This window comes from Lacrimispora sp. YZC11 (genome assembly GCF_057543815.1).
Genome location: NZ_BAAJYQ010000020.1, coordinates 421,467 through 439,631, shown reverse-complemented (window position 1 = coordinate 439,631; position 18,165 = coordinate 421,467). Strand labels below are relative to the sequence as shown.

Genomic DNA, 18,165 nt, shown 5'->3' with positions numbered 1-18,165 from the left:
GTTTCAAAATACGCGGCGAACATGGATAAAGTTCTTGCAAAATTTTAATCCATAATGTATAATGACACCATTCTTTAAATATTCGCCATATGAAATCTCCGGAATGCGCCCAGCGCAGACCGTGGATGGATGGCACTCTGGAGACATCTGCTACCACGCAGGGGCCGAAGGGGCAAGCGCTTAGGCGCGAAACTCTCAGGCAAAAGGACAGAGGCGATTGTTTCACTTTCTTTTTGGAATATCGCATGATCTCTGTTTTTTTGTGAGTGGGAGTATATCCCACTCTTTTTTTATCAAAAAATATGAAGGAAGGGAAGTAGAAAACAATGCAAACAGTTATTGAACTTTTCAACAAGCTGGACTCAGCAATTTGGGGGTTACCCATGATTGTACTTCTGTTTGGCACTCACCTCTTTTTGACCGTACGCACAGGCTTTATCCAGCGCAAAACCTTTACAGCCATTAAACTTTCCGTGACAAAAGACCCTGATTCACCAGGTGAGGTCAGCCAGTTTCAAGCGCTGACTACTGCCCTTGCCTCCACCATCGGCACTGGCAATATTGTGGGTGTTGGTACAGCCGTGTTCTTAGGCGGTCCGGGCGCAGTTCTCTGGTGCTGGCTGACCGGTGTATTCGGCATTGCCACCAAATATTCTGAGTCCCTGATTGCAGTTAAATATCGTGTACAGACAAAGGATGGACGAATGCAGGGAGGTGCCATGTATGCACTGGAGCGTGCACTGGGCTTAAAGTGGCTGGGCATACTCTTTGCCCTGTTCGCACTGTTTGCTTCCTTTGGTATTGGAAGCGGAACTCAGATCAACGCTATTGCTGAGATTATTGAAAACAACGTACCGCTGCCGATCCCACGCATAGCGATCGGCCTTGTCTTCGGTGTGATTACCGCTGTGGTTATTATCGGGGGCATCAAGTCCATCGCAACGGTGTGCGAAAAGCTTGTACCATTTATGGCTGCTTTCTATGTGGCAGGCTGTCTGATCATTCTTAGTATCAACGCTGATTTCATCATTCCTGCGCTGAAGGCGATTATAACCCTGGCCTTTAGACCCGGTGCGGTCGCAGGCGGCTTGGTTGGCCGGGGCATTATGCTTGCTATGCAGTACGGCATTGCCCGCGGCTTGTTCTCCAATGAGTCCGGTATGGGTTCTGCACCGTTAGTAGCTTCGGCGGCACAGACACGCAATCCGGTACGCCAAGCGCTGGTTTCCTCAACCGGCACCTTCTGGGATACGGTTGTTGTCTGCCTTATGACCGGTCTGGTTCTTGTTTCAACTATCATGAAGAACCCGGACATCAACATGGATATGATTCAAAACGGCGGTCAGATGACCACTGCCGCTTTCCGTCAGATTCCTGTTCTTGGCCCGGTGATTTTAGTCGTGGGCATCATTACCTTTGCTTATTCCACCATTCTTGGCTGGTCCTATTACGGAGAACGCTGCTGCGAGTACTTATTTGGCGCCAAGGGAATGCTGCCCTATAAAATCATCTTCGTGTCAATCGTAGTTGTCGGCCCTGTGCTGTCTCTGGATCTGGTGTGGACGATTTCAGACATCCTAAACGCACTGATGGCGATTCCCAATCTTGTGGCCGTGCTGCTTTTATCTGGCGTTGTGGCTAAGGATACAAAGTACTATCTGAACCACTTAGACGAAAGGGACGAAACGCCGATTCCGGTGGTGGATAAGTAATAAATGGCAAGTGCCTCATTTTTTGAGGCACTTGCCATTTATTGAGCTAAAAGGATTTAAAGCAGAATACATGGGGCATTTTTTCTTGCCCCTCCGGGTAGAGTTTCCGGTAAATCTCCTCCCACACAGTTCCTATTGCATCCTCGCCCTCCCGTATATCTTCAACGATCAAACCGCCATCCTTCATTAACAGCTCATACGCTTGAGCAAATTTTCCAAGCTCCTTCAAGGCAATGATGTAATAAAACCTTATTCTTCCTTCCCCTGCAATTTGATCTGGAAGGCCTGAGTACAATTCTTCCATTTCACGGTATGCGCCGCAATCATTTAATAGCTTTAATACTCCTTTTGTATAAGACAGGCTATTACGGCATAGTTTAATGCCTTCTAATGCAGAAGATACGGCACTCTGCTTATCCTCCTCAAACCTGTAAACCGCAGCTAACCCCAGCTTAGCCCAAGGATTTTCGGAGCAGTTATAGGAATTTAAGAAACTTTTCTTTGCTTTTGAAAAATCCTTGTAATAAAAGGCATGGAAGCCAAGATGCAGCCAGGCATACCAATTACCGGAATCCTTTTCGTTAACGTAATCACTTAATCTTTGGCAAAGATAATCGTCCAGGAAATAATCTTCCGGTGCCTCCATTGGGTCAGGAGAAGAAAGCCTTCCCTGCTCTAAAAAGTCTTCCCATACTTTTTGCCTGGTATCAGGACTGCTAAAATCCAGTTGCGGAGCGAGAGGAGGAAGATGGCGTTCTTCCCTCAGCCGATTTTCCAATTTACCATATCCGCTTCCTTTATGGATAACGGTCCCTTCTTTTTTTGCCAGTTGGCGGGTTTTTAAAAGCTTCTCTTCCAGAGTGTTTAATTCCGCCTGCTCCCTTATGTAGGAGCTGACTGCTTTCCGTGCTGATGGAAAATCCTGCAAAGCATCCTTTGATATCCGTACCGGTCCATACTGCTCAATCCATTCCCAGGCAGTATTGGGGGCCATAGGAATACATCCGTATTGGGTCTTGCCAAGACCTGCCTGAATCTCCACATATCTTCCCGCCTCTTTTGTCAGGAACTCCTGCCATCGGTCAGACCCCTCGCTATTCCCCCAGCAAAAAAGCTTTCGCCCCCGAAGACGGTTTGTGGAAACCTGGAGCAATCCATAGCCCTCTTGATTTACATTTGCTATGAATTTTAATTCTTCCTCAGGAATATCAAAGAAATAATCCACCTGAGTCTCAATATTTCCATAGGATGTCACATCTGTTTCCTGAACATATGGTATGGATACCTTCTCAATGGTACCCTTGGTAGTTGTATATGCCTCCTTTGCAGGGACAATCACTCTTCCGCCCGGATACTCCGGAACTGCCATATTGCTCCACCAGTACATGGGTACAACCTGTTCATTCTGGTTATGGATGCGCATTCTGCAGTTTAGGTATCTGCTCTCTTCTTCCAACCAGAAATCAATCTGATATGCTACTTTTCGAATTCTTTCAAACTCATAGAACCGCAAAACAGGTGTGGTCCCATCCTCCAGGCTTAGTTCAGCAGTGAATACCTGGGACATGGTGAAGGGATGATGCCCAATCATTCCGATATTCCATTCCACACCTCCGCTGAACCAGGCATTCCGCAGTGCAAGATTGCTTGGTCGGATGACGTCATTGGTATACAACAGGTTTGTCCCAGTCCGTTTGTCAATGAAACTCCAGAGCCTTCCGCCATAGGTCGGAAGAAAGGTCACCTTTACATGTTCATTTTCAAGGATAGCGACCGGAACCTCCGCTGGTTCCAGTTTGCGGTTATAGGTATTTTGCAGGCAGTATGGATAAACATTTTGAAGCTGGCCATAGCCTTCATAGATTTCTTCATATTCATTGAGTACAGAATTTATTTTATTCTGTATGTTGAGTTCTCCCAGAATATCCGGCAGTACGGAATCCGTCCCTAAATCGCTGATTTCCATGCTGACTTCCGAAAATGTTAATTGCGGTTTCATTTTAATCCTCCTCTGGCTTTTCATGTTTCCTTACCCTTTGACCCCGCCTCCGGTAATGCCTGCAATGATCTTCTCCGACAAAAAGATATAGAGGATAAAGGTAGGAAGAAAAACAATGATAACGGAAGCAAACATACCCGACCAGTCTCCCGTATATTTCATGGAATTAATCATGGAATAAAGTCCAACCGCAACCGGCCGTACCCTGTCAGAGTTGGCAAAAATCAGGGAAATGAAATACTCGTTCCATATGTTGATAAAATTAAAAATAGTAACTGTTATAATCCCTGACTGGGCCATGGGAAACATGATCAGCCAAAAGGCCCTCATGGGAGGACAGCCGTCAATGGCAGCCGCTTCCTCGTAAGCCCTGGAAATATTAGCAAAAAATGTCAGAAGAAATATGGTCGTATAAGGGACGTTAATTCCCACATAGAGAAAGATCAGCACTGCTTTATTGGCAATATAGTTGTTCAGCACATTCATTCCGGCAATCAGGCTGAACAAGGGCAGAACGATCATGACCACAGGCACTCCCATGGCAGACACGAGGCTGGTCTGGATCATTTTATTCCCTGCAAAGCGAAAGCGGGACAATACGTACGCGGCAGGCGCACAGATCAAAACCAGAAGCGTGCACGATACAACGGAATACATCAGGGAATTAAAGAAAATAGCGGACACATTGGAATTAGTCCAGGCTTTTGCATAGTTCTCAAAATGAATTCCCTGAGACAGGACATGGCCTGAGAAGATAGCCTTTGTCGTAGAAAAGCTGGCGGCTACCACCCAGCCCAGCAATACAATGGTAAATAAAATCCAAATACTTAAGAGCAGATAGCCCGGAAAAAGTCTAAGCTCTCTTTTCCAGTTAAATGTCTCCATAAACGTTCCCTTTTTAGCCATTGATTCCCCTCCTTAGAATTCCAGATCATCCTCTTTTATCAGTTTATTGCATATCAGGAAGACAGCTACCACGCAGATACTTAAAAAAACGCCGATTGCCGCTCCCAGGCCCGCATTCCGCTCGGTCATGCTGTTGCCGGCTCCAAAAATCATCATATACATATAAACCATGGGAGTAATGGTCTGGGTATCCGCCGTAACCGTTGAAAACAGCTGGGACCAGACGAAAAAGCCTACCGATGTGACGCTCCACATGGTGATATTGGTTTTAAATACCCCTTTTAACAGGGGAAGGGTGATATAGCGGAACTGGTTTACTTTATTTGCTCCATCCAAAGTGGCCGCCTCATAGTAATCCTCCCCGATCCGTTCGATCCCGCTTGCAAATATCAGCATGTGGTATCCCACCATACCAAAGCAGTAAGCAACAAGCAGGGCCATGAATTTATGATCATTATCAAGCCACTGGACTTTGGATAAATACTTAAGTCCCACGGCGGAAAATACATTTTTAAGGAGACCGAACTTAGGGCTGTATACATACTGAAGCCACATGGTTGCAAGGGCAACCGCACTGACTACGTTGGGAAGATAGATCATTGCCCTGAAAAAGCTTTTAAAACGTATCCCGCTGGTGAGGATCACCGCAAACAAAAGTGCGAGGGACATAACAACCAATCCGCCTATCAACCAGATGCGGAACAGATTCCACATGGAAATACGAAATAAGCTGGTCGCCGCAAGCTTGCTGTAATTGGCTAATCCGGTAAACTGCCACTTGGTCATAGAATCCGTGATTCCTTCAATCTTAAAGAAACTCATTAAAATTGTCCTGAGTATGGGATATAGGAATACAAGGACAAACATCAATACTGCCGGCGTTAGAAATACGGCAATCATTGTCTTATTCTTCTTCACGTTAAATACCTCCCCCGGCTTTCCTTAATCACAGGGTGACACCGCCAAAGCGGTGCCACCACATTAAATCTATTGATCCGGATTATTTGCCAGCCGCTTTCAGAGCGTCGGTGAACTCTGCAGCGGTAATGGAACCTCCGCAAAGCTTCATAAAGTTTTCCTTGATAATCGGTGTTAAGTCAGCATTGGCTTCCGCTCCGGCTGCCCACGGATAGCGTACGCTCAAGCTCTCCATAACTGGCTTCACACTGGCAAGCTGTACCGGCCACTCTGAATTTCTGGAATCAGCCGGAATACCCATTGACATCTCGGACATCTTCTTGTCAAATTCTCCCTGAGTGATGTATTCAATCAGCTTAAATGCATTTTCTCCATTTTGGGAATTCTTGTTGATCGCCAAAACCTGAGCGCCGTAGTTGGAGGCATTGGTGCCATCCTTTCCGCCTTCCACTGCGGGATAGCTGAAGCAGCCCCACTTAAAGTCTTCTCCTGCCATATCCTTTACTTCATTGGGAAGCCAGGAGCCGTTTAAATACATGGCTGCCGTTCCAAGAGCAAGCTCCTGGTTCTGTCCTGCAGGCCATACGTTAGAAGCAATGGTTTCTGAAAAATACCCTTTCTGTGCAAAGTCTTCATAAGCCTGAGCCGTTTTAAGGACTGCCGGGTCATCCCATTTGCCTTCCTTAACAACCGCCTCTGTTCCCGGTTCGCCTAAAAGTCTGGACATGTGATAGCCAAACATGGCTGTGATGTAGGCGTCATCACAGGTAATGGGAGTATAGCCTGCATCCTTGATCTTCTGGCAAGCTGCATCAAGCTCTTCCCAGGTCTTTGGCACTTCCTTGATTCCTGCCTCATCGAAAATAGACTGGTTATAGAAAAATGCAAATACATTGGGCTGGTAAGGAATGGATTTTAATGTTCCGTTTCCTACTTCCCTGCAGGCCTTTATTAAGCCCGCATTGGCATTGGCTTCATAACCGGAAGTCTTTACCAGATCCTCTAAATCCATCAGGTACTGCCCCCATGTAGTGTTCACACGGTCAATGTCCTCATCAAATAAGTCAATGTTGGTTCCAGCATCCAAAGCCGGCTGCAGACCTTCACGGATTCCCGTACGTCCCTTAAACTGAACATCGACCTTAATCCCTGTATCTGCCGTAAATTTGTCGATTGCCATCTGGATCGCCTGGCCCTGAGGCTCTGTTGCCTCCCACATGGACCAGTAAATAAGCCCTTCCCCGCCGCCTGCAGCCGTCTCCTTCGGCGCATCCGTGGAAGCCCCGGCCGCCGCTGTGGTGGCTGTGGAAGCCCCTCCGGCGCATCCCGCCAGAAGACCGGCAGTCATGACTGCACTTAGCATAACACCCATAAAACGTTTTTTCATAATGTTACCTCCCTCTGTTATCCAACTTATCCGTCGGATGTTCTTGGTGAGTCTATATTATTATACTTTTAGACAAAATGCTTTGTACAAAAGGTCATCATTTTTAACATTTTAGATTTTTATTGTTTGCTTTTTTCATAATTAGAAGTTAAAATACAGATAAATTATATGCTATTTGCACAATGTCGCTTTTGTGAATGCGAAAGCATTTAGTCTATAGAATCAGGGGGGTAGCATGAAATATAAGTATACGGAATTAACAGAAGAGGTGACAATACACCGGATCATCAGCATTCATTATTTTGAATATATGAGTGACTTCACGTTTGCGGGAGAATCTCATAACTTTTGGGAATTGCTTTGTGTCGATAAGGGCGAAGTGGACGTGGTGGCTGATCATGAACGGCTGACGCTTCAAAAAGGTGATGTTATTTTCCATCAGCCAAATGAATTTCACCGGGTTCTGGCCAATGGAGTCATTGCTCCCAACCTTGTGGTCATTGGATTTGACTGCCAGTCACCCCGCATGACTTCTTTTAAGGAGCAGATCTTAAAGGTGGGGCAGGAGGAGCAGGAGCTTCTGGCACGGATCATTGCGGAAGCCCGCCTGTGCTTTGACGGAAGGCTTGACAATCCCTATCAGGAGGTGCTGGTGCGAAAGGAACATGGTCCCTTTGCGGCAGAGCAGGTGATAAAAATTTATCTGGAAATATTCCTGATACAAATGTACCGCCGTGCTTTTTCAGCCCGGCGGGCTCCCGCCCTCCATAAGGACATCCCTTCTGCAGAGGACATCTATGAAACCATTCTTCTTTATTTCGAGAAGAATATCTCCACCCAGCTGACCATTGACCAGATCAGCCGGGACAATCTAATCAGCACTTCCCAGTTAAAAAAGCTTTTCTTTGAAAAGGGAAACACCGGTGTTATTGAATATTTTAACGGTATGAAAATCGATGCCGCCAAACAGCTTATCCGGAACCGGAAGCTTAATTTTACCCAGATCGCCAATCAGCTGGGGTATAGCTCGGTTCACTATTTCTCCAGGCAGTTTAAGCATTTGACCGGGATGACCCCTACGGAGTACGCCACCTCCATAAAAAAGCTGTCTGATAAAAATATGCTGCGAAACCCAAGCCTATAAGCCCAGGCCTGAATTCTTCGGGAATATTGCCGGCTTATTAGCCTTGCCGTGGCAAAGTCTGCGTGCTCTCAGGTGAATGGCTGACAAGTCCTGATTTTCTGAACGGAAATAACCCTATAAAAGAACAGGAGTGCCGCACACTTGTATGAAGTCATGATAACTTCATGCAAGCGACGGTATTCCTGTTCTTTTTTCACCTATTCATAATTCTCTTTTCATTCATATCCGGCATCTGCTGTGAGCCTAAAGGCTGTTCCAGCCTATTTTAAACGATAAATTTTATATAAGTCCTGTCATCAATGGCAGTTTTTCCGTTAGTAAAGCCTGACCCAGCTTTATATTTTTCAATGCACAATGGATCATGTTCCTTAAGTTCCTTTAAATACAACTCGCTTTCATACAATGATGGTTCTAATCTGGGATATCCGTCAGATGCTAATATGACCGTATCCCCCTCTTCCACGTCACGGATGATTATCTTTGAGAAATCATTGCAAAAACCATCCAATACATTAAATCCATACTTGCCGCCTTTATCACAGTTGGAAAAGTACAGTTGATTTTTTACGACAGGAAAGATAATTTCATGAGATGGGTCCGAAAAACATAGTTCTTCTACTGATTTTCCGCTGATAAGCTCTGATTGAAGATATACTGATCTCACTTCCGCCAGCAATCGATCGATTTCCATTTCTTCTTGAAATACTTGCCCATTAATGCTGAATTGGCAATCTCCAAAGCACCAAATCTGTTGATATCTGCGGCTGTAAATCACAATGGTAGACCGTATTCTCTCCGTTGTATTTTTAAGGAAATAATCATCGTTGCCATTGTATTGCTTATGAAGCTGGGAATTTAAATATTCCAATACCTGAACCGCACTTTCACTTCCGTTTAATTGTTCCATAGCATTCAGCAGTGTTTCCTTTGCATGAAATCCGCTGGTCTTATTGTTCCATAAAATATCTCCTTTGGCAGTGACTCCATCCATTACAGCAATAAATTTATCATTGATAAATAACCCATCCTCACACAAAGCATCATCACCATACTTTGACGCTATGAATTGTTCAATAATTTGCATTCTCATTATGTATGCAGTATACAGGCATACGATCCTTTCTAAATTCTTACTACTAAAATTGATGTAATCCTTTTGTAATTGACAGCCAAACAAAAAAATATCCGTCCATGGAATGAAAATCCTAAGGATAGATATTTTGATAACGGAAACTATCTGTTTTAATTATCACGATAGTAAATAACTACGTAATTAAATGATTTTAAACTCCTCTTCCTGGTTTAAAAGAGTTCTTATCTCTTTTTGCATTTGGCTTATTTTAATACGTTTCAGCGAATTCATAAACTCCAATAAGAAGTCTATCTTATTTTTCATTCCCTGAATTTCCATTTCAACATTTCCGCTCTCAAGGTTCTTTATCCATCCAGTTAATTTTAATCTTAATGCCAGCTGCTCTATTTCCAGGCGAAAACCAACGCGTTGTACTCTACCCGAAAAAATAATATGATACCGTATGATCTTATTCGGTTCAAATTCTGGAATATTAATTCTTCTCACCTGCTCAATAACATAATTATTCCTGATCTGTTTCAACATCATTTTTATCTTCATCTTTCCCTCAAAATATATTCTTATTTTATCAGTATTAAAGTTCAACGGTGATCTGAAATAATAGCTGTTTGATGGGTCGAAAAAATTCATAGAGCATCTGCTTCCGGCTGGCCGCCATTAAGACCAGCCGGTGCATCATGCAGGGCAAAGGCCCCTAAGCTTTTACCTGTATCCGTTAGGGTTCCCGGACTGCCATCTCCAGGAGTCTTCACACATCTCGTCAATTCCGCGTATTGCTTCCCAGCCAAGCTCCTTTTTAGCCAGAGCTGCATCTGCATAGCATTCTGCAATATCACCTGGGCGGCGGGGTTTGATGGAATATGGGATATTTTTTCCGCATGCCTTAGAAAACGCTTCTATCATCTGAAGCACGCTAAAGCCCTGCCCGGTTCCCAGATTATAGATGCGTACCAAAGGCTCTGAGGAGGCCAGCTTTTCAAGGGCTTTTACGTGGCCAACTGCCAGATCCACCACATGGATATAATCCCTGACTCCGGTTCCATCAGGCGTGTCATAGTCATTTCCAAATACACCTACTTCCTTCAGCTTGCCGACTGCAACCTGGGTAATGTAGGGTGTTAAGTTATTGGGGATTCCCGCAGGATCTTCTCCGATTAAACCGCTCTTATGAGCGCCAACAGGATTGAAATAGCGAAGAATGATCACGCTCCATTCCGGATCAGCGGTATGAAGGTCTGTGAGGATCTGCTCCAGCATGCCCTTTGTCTGCCCGTAAGGATTGGTAATAGCACCTTTGGGGCATTCTTCCGTGATCGGTACAAAGGCCGGATCGCCATATACGGTTGCCGAGGAACTGAATATGATGTTCTTTACCTTATGCTCCCTCATAACATCGCACAAAATCAGAGTCCCGGTGATGTTGTTGTGGTAATATTCCAAAGGCTTGGCAACGGATTCTCCCACAGCCTTTAATCCGGCAAAATGGATAACAGCATCGATTTCCTCTTGATCAAATATCTTCTCTAGCGCATCCCTGTCCAGAAGGTCTGCTTCATAGAAGGTTACCGTTTTCCCGGTAATGGCTTCCACCCGCTCCAGGGACACTCTGGAGGAATTGCAAAGATTATCCACTACAACAACTTCATGGCCTTGTTCTAAAAGTTCAATGCATGTATGGCTGCCGATATATCCGGCGCCTCCGGTTACCAATATTCTCATATTCTCTCCTCTTTCTTATTCATATTTTATATACTAATGAACCAATCGGATATGCTTACATATCCAGTTGATGCCTGGTGAAGCGGGGCATGCTGTTCATTAATTCAATGTTGAAAGCTGCTTTTCTTATTTTTCACTCTTGCGGACAATCTCTTCCATTTCTTCCCACTTCTTCTCCATGTCAGCCACAAGCGCAAACTGGGTCCTGGTCCGGTCCAGATTGTGATTTTCTCTGCTTGTGTGGAAATAAGTATCTCCCTGAAGAAAATCTGTTAAGAAACGCACGCCGCACTCAAAAGTCATAAGCTTTGCCCCCATGGGAAGCATCTTCTTTTCATCCGGCGACAAACTTCCTTTACATCCCTCTAAATATCCTCTGGTATAGGTCTCAAACAGAGGCAGGGACAAGGATACCTTGCTCACATCAGGCTCATCCTCCTCAGCCGTATTGGCCCCAAAACGGATGGAATCGCCAAAATCAAAGATGGACAGGCCTGGCATAATTGTATCCAGGTCAATCACACACAGGGCTTCTCCGGTTTCATCATCGATCATGATGTTATTAAGCTTGGTATCATTGTGGGTAACACAGAGAGGGAGCCTGCCTTCCTTTAACATATTCATGGCAATGGCTGCCTCTTTCTCCCGGTCAAGGGCGAATTTTATTTCAGCCTCTACCAGATGGGCACGGCCGCAGGTATCGGCTTTCACAGCCGCCTTAAAGGCTTCCATACGAACCGGGGTGTTGTGGAAATCAGGGATGGTTTCCGCCAGTTCATCTGCCGGATATTCTGCCAGCAGGCGTTTAAACCGCCCGAACGCCTTGCCGCTACGGTAGAAATCCTCCGGTTGTCTTACCTTATCATAGGTGGTGGCCCCTCCAATAAAAAGATAGCCTCTCCAATAATTCCCGTCACTGTCCTGGCAGTAATCCTTGCCATCTGTTGCTTTCACAATATTAAGCGTCTCCCTGGCCGGATCTCCGCCCTGGGTTTCGATCCGTTCCCGCAAAAAGGAAGTAACGCCTGCAATATTTCTCATAAGAGAAACCGGGTCCTTAAAGACCTCATGGTTGATTCTCTGGATGATGTAGTGTTTTTCCCCGTCCCCTGTCTTACAGATCAGACGAAATGTATCATTAATATGGCCGCTTCCATAGCGGTTCCATGAAACCGGCTCTCCCTCAAAGGCCAGAAGTCCGATGGCCTCTCTGATTTTTCCGCACTGTGCGTCTCCCATTACTTTTCCTCCCATAGCTTATCCGGATACAGGCCGGCTTCTTTCAGTTCTTTGATGGCATTTACCACGGTCTCTTTGTCTTCTTTATAAGTGACTCCGTACCAGCGGTCCACGCTCTTTAATACTGAAACCTCTGCCTTATCTTCCTTTAACAGCTCATCAACCACAAAGGGAAGGAAGTATTCACATTTCACAGGATTTACAGGAAGCTCCCTGTCTAAAAATGCGGCAAACCGTTCCTCAAGCTCCTTTAATATGCTGCTTGTGAATCCCCACATATTCATGGATACGATGGTGTCCTCTCCAAGTTCTGTCCAGGTCTTACCGTCATCCTCTGTAAATTCTGCCTTGTCGCCATGTTTTTCGATCCTGGTCCGCTCATGAATGTCAATGAGCTTTCCTGCTTCATCGGTACTGCATACGCCTCTTGCCACATGGCCGTTTTCCGTCAGGGTGTTGTAAAGCTGGTAGCCGACCATGGTGTACTGGTACTTCTTCCCGTCAGAAACCTTATTAAGCTGGTTGTAAATGGAAACAAAGGCGCTTCTGCCATAATAATCATCTGCATTAATGACCGCGAAAGGACCGTCTACCATGTCCTTGCAGCATAAAATTGCATGTCCTGTTCCCCAGGGTTTTGCTCTTCCCTCCGGAATCTCATATCCTTCCGGAAGCTTATCAAGCTCCTGATATACGTATTCCACCTGCACATGAGCCGCCATGCGGTTCCCGATATTTTCTTTAAATTCCTTTTCAATGTCTTTTTTAATGATAAAGACTACTTTTTCAAATCCAGCCCAAACCGCATCATAGATAGAAAAGTCAATGATCTTGTTTCCATAGGTGTCCACAGGATCGATCTGCTTTAAGCCCCCGTAGCGGCTTCCCATACCTGCTGCCATGATTACCAGAACCGGTTTCTTATTCATCGGTGTTACCTCCTAAATTCTATTAACCTCAGTATAATGAATGCACGCCAAAAGATATTTGCACTATTTATTACTTAATTTGCATTATCGTTCTCTTCTCGCTATTTTACCACGGAATGTGGTATACTGTCCATAACACAATCACATCTGTCCGGAAGGAGGTTTCCATGGCATATAAAAGCACCCAGCTGCGTTCCTCAGCAATTGTAAAAAAAGTCATAACCATTCACTATTTCGAATACATGAGCGATTTCTCCTTTCCTGGGGAAAGCCATGACTTCTGGGAGTTTGTCTGCGTTGACAAGGGAGTCATCGATGTAATGGCCGGCGAAAAGCAGATCCCATTAAAGCGGGGAAACATCATCTTCCACAAGCCCGGGGAGTTCCACAATATCCTGACCAACGGAACCGTAGCTCCCAATCTGGTGGTGGTAAGTTTTGAATGCAATTCACCCTTCATGAAAGCCTTTGAGGGAGAAGTCCTTTCCGTACAGGAGACGGAAATGGCCCTGCTGGCACAGATCATTATTGAGGCGCGGAATGCATTTTCAGAAAGGCTTGACGACCCATACCAGGAAGAGCTGGTCCGAAGGCAGCCTCCCCTGTCCTTTGGGGCGGAGCAGCTGATCGGAAATTATTTAGAGGAGCTGATCATCCATCTTTACCGCAGATACTTTTCAAATCCGGAACAGATTTCTACCGGACGCGTGACAGCAAGCTCCATGCATGGGGATGCCCACAACCGCATCGTCCGCTATATGGAGGAGCACATCGGGGAACACCTTACCATTGAAACCATATGCCGGGATAATTTAACCGGACGGTCACAGCTTCAGAAAATTTTCCATAAAGTCTATGGCTGCGGGGTCATCGATTTCTTCACAGGCATGAAAATCGACGCAGCAAAGCAGCTGATCCGCGGCAACCAGCTGAACTTTACCGAAATTGCTGACCGCTTAGGCTACAGCTCTGTCCATTATTTCTCCAGGCAGTTCAAAAAGCTGACCGGAATGACGCCGTCGGAATATGCCACCTCCATACGGTCCCTTTCGGAAAAAGGTATGGAAAAGCAATAGCCCGCACAAATAGAAAAAGGCGGGAATTATCCCCGCCTAACCAACTTTTAATTTAAATTTCTTTACTTCATGTTCAGAATCTACTTTTTCAATCATGGCACCAAGGCCCTGAAGCTTTTCATCAAAACATTCATAGCCCCTCTGGATGTATCCGATCTCATCCACAACCGTATATCCATCCGCAGCTAGTCCGGCAATTACCAGCGCCGCACCTGCACGGAGATCAGGAGCGTTGACAAACGCCCCGGTAAAGCCTTCTACGCCGTCAATAACGGCTACATTTCCTTCTACCTTGACATTGCCTCCCATACGGGACAGCTCATCCACATAGCGGAAACGGTTTTCGAAAATGCTCTCTGTGACTACACTGGTACCTCTTGCAAGGGCCAAGGTCACTGTCATCTGAGGCTGCATATCAGTTGGAAATCCCGGATAGGGAAGTGTCTTGATATCCGTATGCTTTTGATATGACTTACCGACCACGCGGACCGCATCGTCGAACTCCACGACCTCGCATCCCATCTCCAAAAGCTTTGCAGAAATAGCCTCTAAGTGCTTTGGGATGACATTTTTTACCATTACATCTCCACGGGTGATGGCAGCGGCACACATAAAGGTACCTGCTTCAATCTGGTCCGGAATGATGGAGTATTCGGTTCCATGGAGCTTTCTCACCCCACGGATTCGGATGGTATCCGTGCCGGCTCCCTTGATATTGGCTCCCATACTGTTTAAAAAGTTTGCCACGTCAACCACATGGGGCTCTTTTGCCACGTTTTCCAGTATCGTCTGTCCCTCAGCAAGAGTTGCCGCCATCATGACGTTGATGGTAGCTCCGACGCTTACCACGTCCAGATAGATATGACTTGCCACCAGATCAATTGCATGAGCGATCACGGCCCCACGTTCAATCCTTACATCGGCTCCAAGAGCGCGGAATCCTTTTAAGTGCTGGTCAATGGGCCTGCTTCCGATGTTGCAGCCTCCCGGAAGGGGAACCTGGGCGCTTTTGTATTTGCCAAGCATTGCTCCGATAAAATAATAGGAGGCTCTGATCTTACGGATGTAATCATCATCTACTGAAACTTCCCGGATGGTCCTGCCATTGATGCGGACTGTATGCCTGTCAATCCGCTCCACATTTGCACCGATCTCCTCTATGGCCTCCAGCAACACATTTATATCTCTGACATCAGGAAGATTATCGATCAGAACATCCTCATCTGTCATGATCGCTGCTGCCAGAATTCCTAAAGCGGCATTCTTTGCTCCGCCAATGGTCACTTCACCGACCAGGGGATTTCCGCCCTTCATAATATACTGCTCCATTTCACACCTCTGATTATCATGTTATCTATTACAAAATTCTTAAATTTTTCCATTAGCCTTTTATGATTATAACATATCTTACGAATTTGTAAAGAGAACGCATTTTCTATTCCGTAAATACTCCGCAGACAAAGTCATTTCCCTGGCCTGAAAAGTATGCAGAGGCATCATTTAAGCCCATTTTCTGGCTCTCTCCGGATACCGGATTATAGACCGTCACATTATAGGAATCATAGCCGGAAAGGAGCACATAACCGCCCTGAAGGTTATAGGCTGCCACCGGACATCCATGGCCGATGAAATACAATACCTGGCTTAAGGTGCAGCCCCTGGCATCCAGCATAAGGACTCCATCCCCATAGAAGCTGTTCTCAGTAAATCCTTCCAGATTCCGCAAAAAGGCTGCTCCAGTTTTTAAAGGCTCCTTCATGTTGCGGACCGGCGGACGGTTCACACGGCTCCATATGATTTCCTGGTTCTTATCGGTCACAACTCCCATTTTATCATAAGCAAGGGTGAGGGCATCCGTAAAACTGCGGCTGCTTCCGAGATAATGGCCTCCCCCATATGCATAAAACTTATTTTCCTGGGTTCTTGTATTGCCCTTTAATTCCACGACCTCCGTGGTTTCATAGGCTACCTTTTTGGGAACCGAGATCTTTACATCCCGGCTTACCACGTCTTTATCCAGCTGGACAAAATACAACTTTCTTCTGTCCTCTGAGGCGTACCAGCCAATGCCTTCCATCTCTCCGTCTGTCAGCTCCTGGTTGCAGACAATGGTATCCTGCTTGGAAGCCACATAGGACTGATCACCGGATTTCGCCACCTGAGTCAGATGGATCCGGCTGGCTTCCACGGACACATCTGCGATGTAAACATTTTCATGCTCATATTCCTTAACGATCTTTCCGCTTTGGTCCATGATCTCGATCCGGTACATGGGAGCATCCTTTGTCCTTCCGTTTTGCACCCACACGTCGCCTTTCCGGGCAATTCCGTAAATGAAATCATCCCCAACAAACCCAAGGGGTCTATAGATATTATCCTCGCCACCGGTTATCTCCCGCTTCACTCCGGTATCCAGGTCCATGAGATGAACCACTCCGGCTCCATAAAGGTCACTGCCCTCCTGCCATGCAAAACGGCGCGATCTGCTGCTGACCGCATATCCGCCCTCAACCAGGGAATCTGCAAGTACCATATATTCATTGCTGTTTAAATCAATGCCGTAGACCGCCCGGTCCGCCATCAGATAAAGCATCCCATTGGTTCCCACGTGAGCCAGCTGGTCGATATCCTCTTTAAGCATGTCAAAGGACAGGGTCACAGGGGTGAAAAAGCGCTCTTCAATGGCATTGTCCTGGCTGCTGTACTGATACATGGCGACACCTAAGCTTCCCTCGTGAATTCCCCGGTTCATATACCCATAAACCAGGAAATCCACATCTCCGTTATCACTGACCGACAATATCTTGATATCATGCTGGTTGTAGCCGCTGCGAAGCCCATCATCTTCGCCGCTTCGGAAAGAAAACACCTTTACCGCATGCTCACGGCTTTGGTCAAAGGCCCATAAATCCCGGTTTACCACATAGGCCAGGCAATCCCCTGAAGGGCTTTTTGCAGTCCGTATTTCATCTTGGTTGGAAATGCCAAGCATAATCCGTTTTCCAGAAAACAGTCCCTTTTGCCCGGAAAATACCTGATTGGTATTCCGTTCAAAATCCATAAGGTAGATACGTCTGCTGTCCCATTTCATCGTGAAGCTGTCTTCCACCTCATACAGCTCCTGAGTTTCATCCTCTCCGGTCCTGGCCACCTCATATTCCAGCTGAACGCTGCACATGATTCCATCTAAATCCTTAAGAGTCGCCCTTATGTCTCCTACCGGCGTCACCGAAAGCCCTCCCCATGTAAGCTGGGAAAAGCTGGAGCGGATGGTCACATGGCCAAGGGAGCTGTTATCCTCTCCCTCGCTGGTTTCCAGATAAGTGGTAAGCTGCCGGGCCTGATCATAATCAAAAGTCCGGGTGGTGAAATCAACCGCAAAATCGATCATGTCCTTTACATTGGTGCTGTCCGTCCACATGATGCGGGTATAATAAAGCAGCTTCCCATTCCCCGAGGTATCCAATGACAGAATGAGAAGGTATTCCTTATCCTTTGCCAGAAGGTTCTGGATCGGAAGCGTGGCCGTAACGCCTCCCTCTCCCTGGTTCCACGTATCTACCTTTGTCCGTTCCACCAGACGTCCTAAGTCCATGCTGCGGACTTCATACTCAATCCCCTGGATACTGCCTTTATAATCTGATATCTGTATGTTCATGGATCTGTCCGCAGGAAGAACGGTAAGAGCTTCCCGGGAAACCCCTTGCTTCATATCCTGGGTATATCCATGGAGAAGGTTCATCTTTCTTCCATTCATATCGGAATATACCACGGGCAAGGCTGCCTCATCCATGGAGGTATATACCATAACATCGTTTTTTTCCGTATTTTTCTGGTTCCATATAAAATAAACTGCGATTGCTATAACGAAAACCGCAGATAAAATTCCTACTTTTTTAATTAACTGATTCATCCCAAACTTCCTCTGTTTTCGCATTTTTGTATACTAATGATCACGCGGATATGCTTGTTATCCAATTGGTTCACAAACGCAAGGTTGAAAGATGTTTTTCTTTCAACCTCGTCATCTTTATTGTATACAA

General features: G+C 45.9%; 14 protein-coding genes and 1 riboswitch. Of the genes, 3 read left to right on the top strand and 11 right to left on the bottom strand.

The features are described from left to right. The first annotated feature begins 127 nt into the window (after positions 1 to 127). Positions 128 to 220: riboswitch (glycine riboswitch) on the top strand. 106 nt (positions 221 to 326) lie between these two features. Continuing rightward, positions 327 to 1,712 carry an alanine/glycine:cation symporter family protein gene (locus AC27IJ_RS23540; RefSeq protein WP_312441128.1) on the top strand — a complete coding sequence of 462 codons (1,386 nt, stop codon included), beginning with the start codon at positions 327 to 329 and terminating at the stop codon, positions 1,710 to 1,712. 46 nt (positions 1,713 to 1,758) lie between these two features. Here the strand turns inward: AC27IJ_RS23540 and AC27IJ_RS23535 are convergent, their stop codons facing one another. The 4 genes from AC27IJ_RS23535 to AC27IJ_RS23520 form a co-directional block, all read right to left on the bottom strand. Then, the gene (locus tag AC27IJ_RS23535) at positions 1,759 to 3,711 is read right to left on the bottom strand and encodes a DUF5107 domain-containing protein (protein WP_312441127.1); all 1,953 of its coding nucleotides are present in this window, start codon (positions 3,709 to 3,711) and stop codon (positions 1,759 to 1,761) included. A gap of 30 nt (positions 3,712 to 3,741) precedes the next feature. Beyond that, on the bottom strand, positions 3,742 to 4,617 hold the full coding sequence (locus AC27IJ_RS23530) for a carbohydrate ABC transporter permease (protein WP_312441126.1): 876 nt from the start codon (positions 4,615 to 4,617) through the stop codon (positions 3,742 to 3,744). Between the two features lie 12 nt (positions 4,618 to 4,629). Then, positions 4,630 to 5,535: a carbohydrate ABC transporter permease gene (locus AC27IJ_RS23525; protein ID WP_313259658.1), complete on the bottom strand. Its 906-nt coding sequence runs from the start codon at positions 5,533 to 5,535 to the stop codon at positions 4,630 to 4,632. Positions 5,536 to 5,617: 82 nt separating this feature from the next. Beyond that, complete coding sequence (locus AC27IJ_RS23520) at positions 5,618 to 6,922, bottom strand: ABC transporter substrate-binding protein (protein ID WP_331667258.1); 1,305 nt, start codon at positions 6,920 to 6,922, stop codon at positions 5,618 to 5,620. Positions 6,923 to 7,157: 235 nt separating this feature from the next. Between AC27IJ_RS23520 and AC27IJ_RS23515 the strand changes: the two genes are divergently transcribed. Then, positions 7,158 to 8,066, top strand: a complete 909-nt coding sequence (locus AC27IJ_RS23515) for an AraC family transcriptional regulator (protein ID WP_312441124.1) — start codon at positions 7,158 to 7,160, stop codon at positions 8,064 to 8,066. A gap of 265 nt (positions 8,067 to 8,331) precedes the next feature. On the opposite strand, the gene AC27IJ_RS23510 is transcribed toward AC27IJ_RS23515, so the two are convergent. The 5 genes from AC27IJ_RS23510 to AC27IJ_RS23490 all read right to left on the bottom strand — a co-directional run bounded on the left by AC27IJ_RS23510 (position 8,332) and on the right by AC27IJ_RS23490 (position 13,046). Further along, entirely contained in the window at positions 8,332 to 9,150 is an 819-nt protein-coding gene (locus tag AC27IJ_RS23510; RefSeq protein WP_313152164.1) for a hypothetical protein, read from the bottom strand. A gap of 189 nt (positions 9,151 to 9,339) precedes the next feature. Continuing rightward, complete coding sequence (locus tag AC27IJ_RS23505) at positions 9,340 to 9,699, bottom strand: acylphosphatase (RefSeq protein WP_312441122.1); 360 nt, start codon at positions 9,697 to 9,699, stop codon at positions 9,340 to 9,342. A gap of 162 nt (positions 9,700 to 9,861) precedes the next feature. Then, complete coding sequence (galE, locus tag AC27IJ_RS23500) at positions 9,862 to 10,878, bottom strand: UDP-glucose 4-epimerase GalE (protein ID WP_312502673.1); 1,017 nt, start codon at positions 10,876 to 10,878, stop codon at positions 9,862 to 9,864. A gap of 126 nt (positions 10,879 to 11,004) precedes the next feature. Continuing rightward, positions 11,005 to 12,117 (bottom strand): phosphotransferase enzyme family protein, encoded by a 1,113-nt coding sequence (locus tag AC27IJ_RS23495; RefSeq protein ID WP_312502675.1) that lies wholly within the window; start codon positions 12,115 to 12,117, stop codon positions 11,005 to 11,007. Then, positions 12,117 to 13,046, bottom strand: a complete 930-nt coding sequence (locus tag AC27IJ_RS23490) for a nucleotidyltransferase family protein (protein ID WP_312441119.1) — start codon at positions 13,044 to 13,046, stop codon at positions 12,117 to 12,119. The genes AC27IJ_RS23495 and AC27IJ_RS23490 overlap by 1 nt, the downstream gene beginning before the upstream one ends. A gap of 167 nt (positions 13,047 to 13,213) precedes the next feature. Here AC27IJ_RS23490 and AC27IJ_RS23485 point away from each other — a divergent pair, with 167 nt between their 5' ends. Then, positions 13,214 to 14,122 carry a helix-turn-helix domain-containing protein gene (locus AC27IJ_RS23485; RefSeq protein ID WP_312502676.1) on the top strand — a complete coding sequence of 303 codons (909 nt, stop codon included), beginning with the start codon at positions 13,214 to 13,216 and terminating at the stop codon, positions 14,120 to 14,122. A gap of 36 nt (positions 14,123 to 14,158) precedes the next feature. Here AC27IJ_RS23485 and murA read toward each other — a convergent pair whose 3' ends face one another. Both murA and AC27IJ_RS23475 read right to left on the bottom strand, forming a co-directional pair. Further along, positions 14,159 to 15,451 carry a UDP-N-acetylglucosamine 1-carboxyvinyltransferase gene (murA, locus tag AC27IJ_RS23480; protein WP_312441117.1) on the bottom strand — a complete coding sequence of 431 codons (1,293 nt, stop codon included), beginning with the start codon at positions 15,449 to 15,451 and terminating at the stop codon, positions 14,159 to 14,161. Positions 15,452 to 15,557: 106 nt separating this feature from the next. Next, positions 15,558 to 18,035 carry a hypothetical protein gene (locus AC27IJ_RS23475; protein ID WP_312502678.1) on the bottom strand — a complete coding sequence of 826 codons (2,478 nt, stop codon included), beginning with the start codon at positions 18,033 to 18,035 and terminating at the stop codon, positions 15,558 to 15,560. Positions 18,036 to 18,165: the final 130 nt, after the last annotated feature.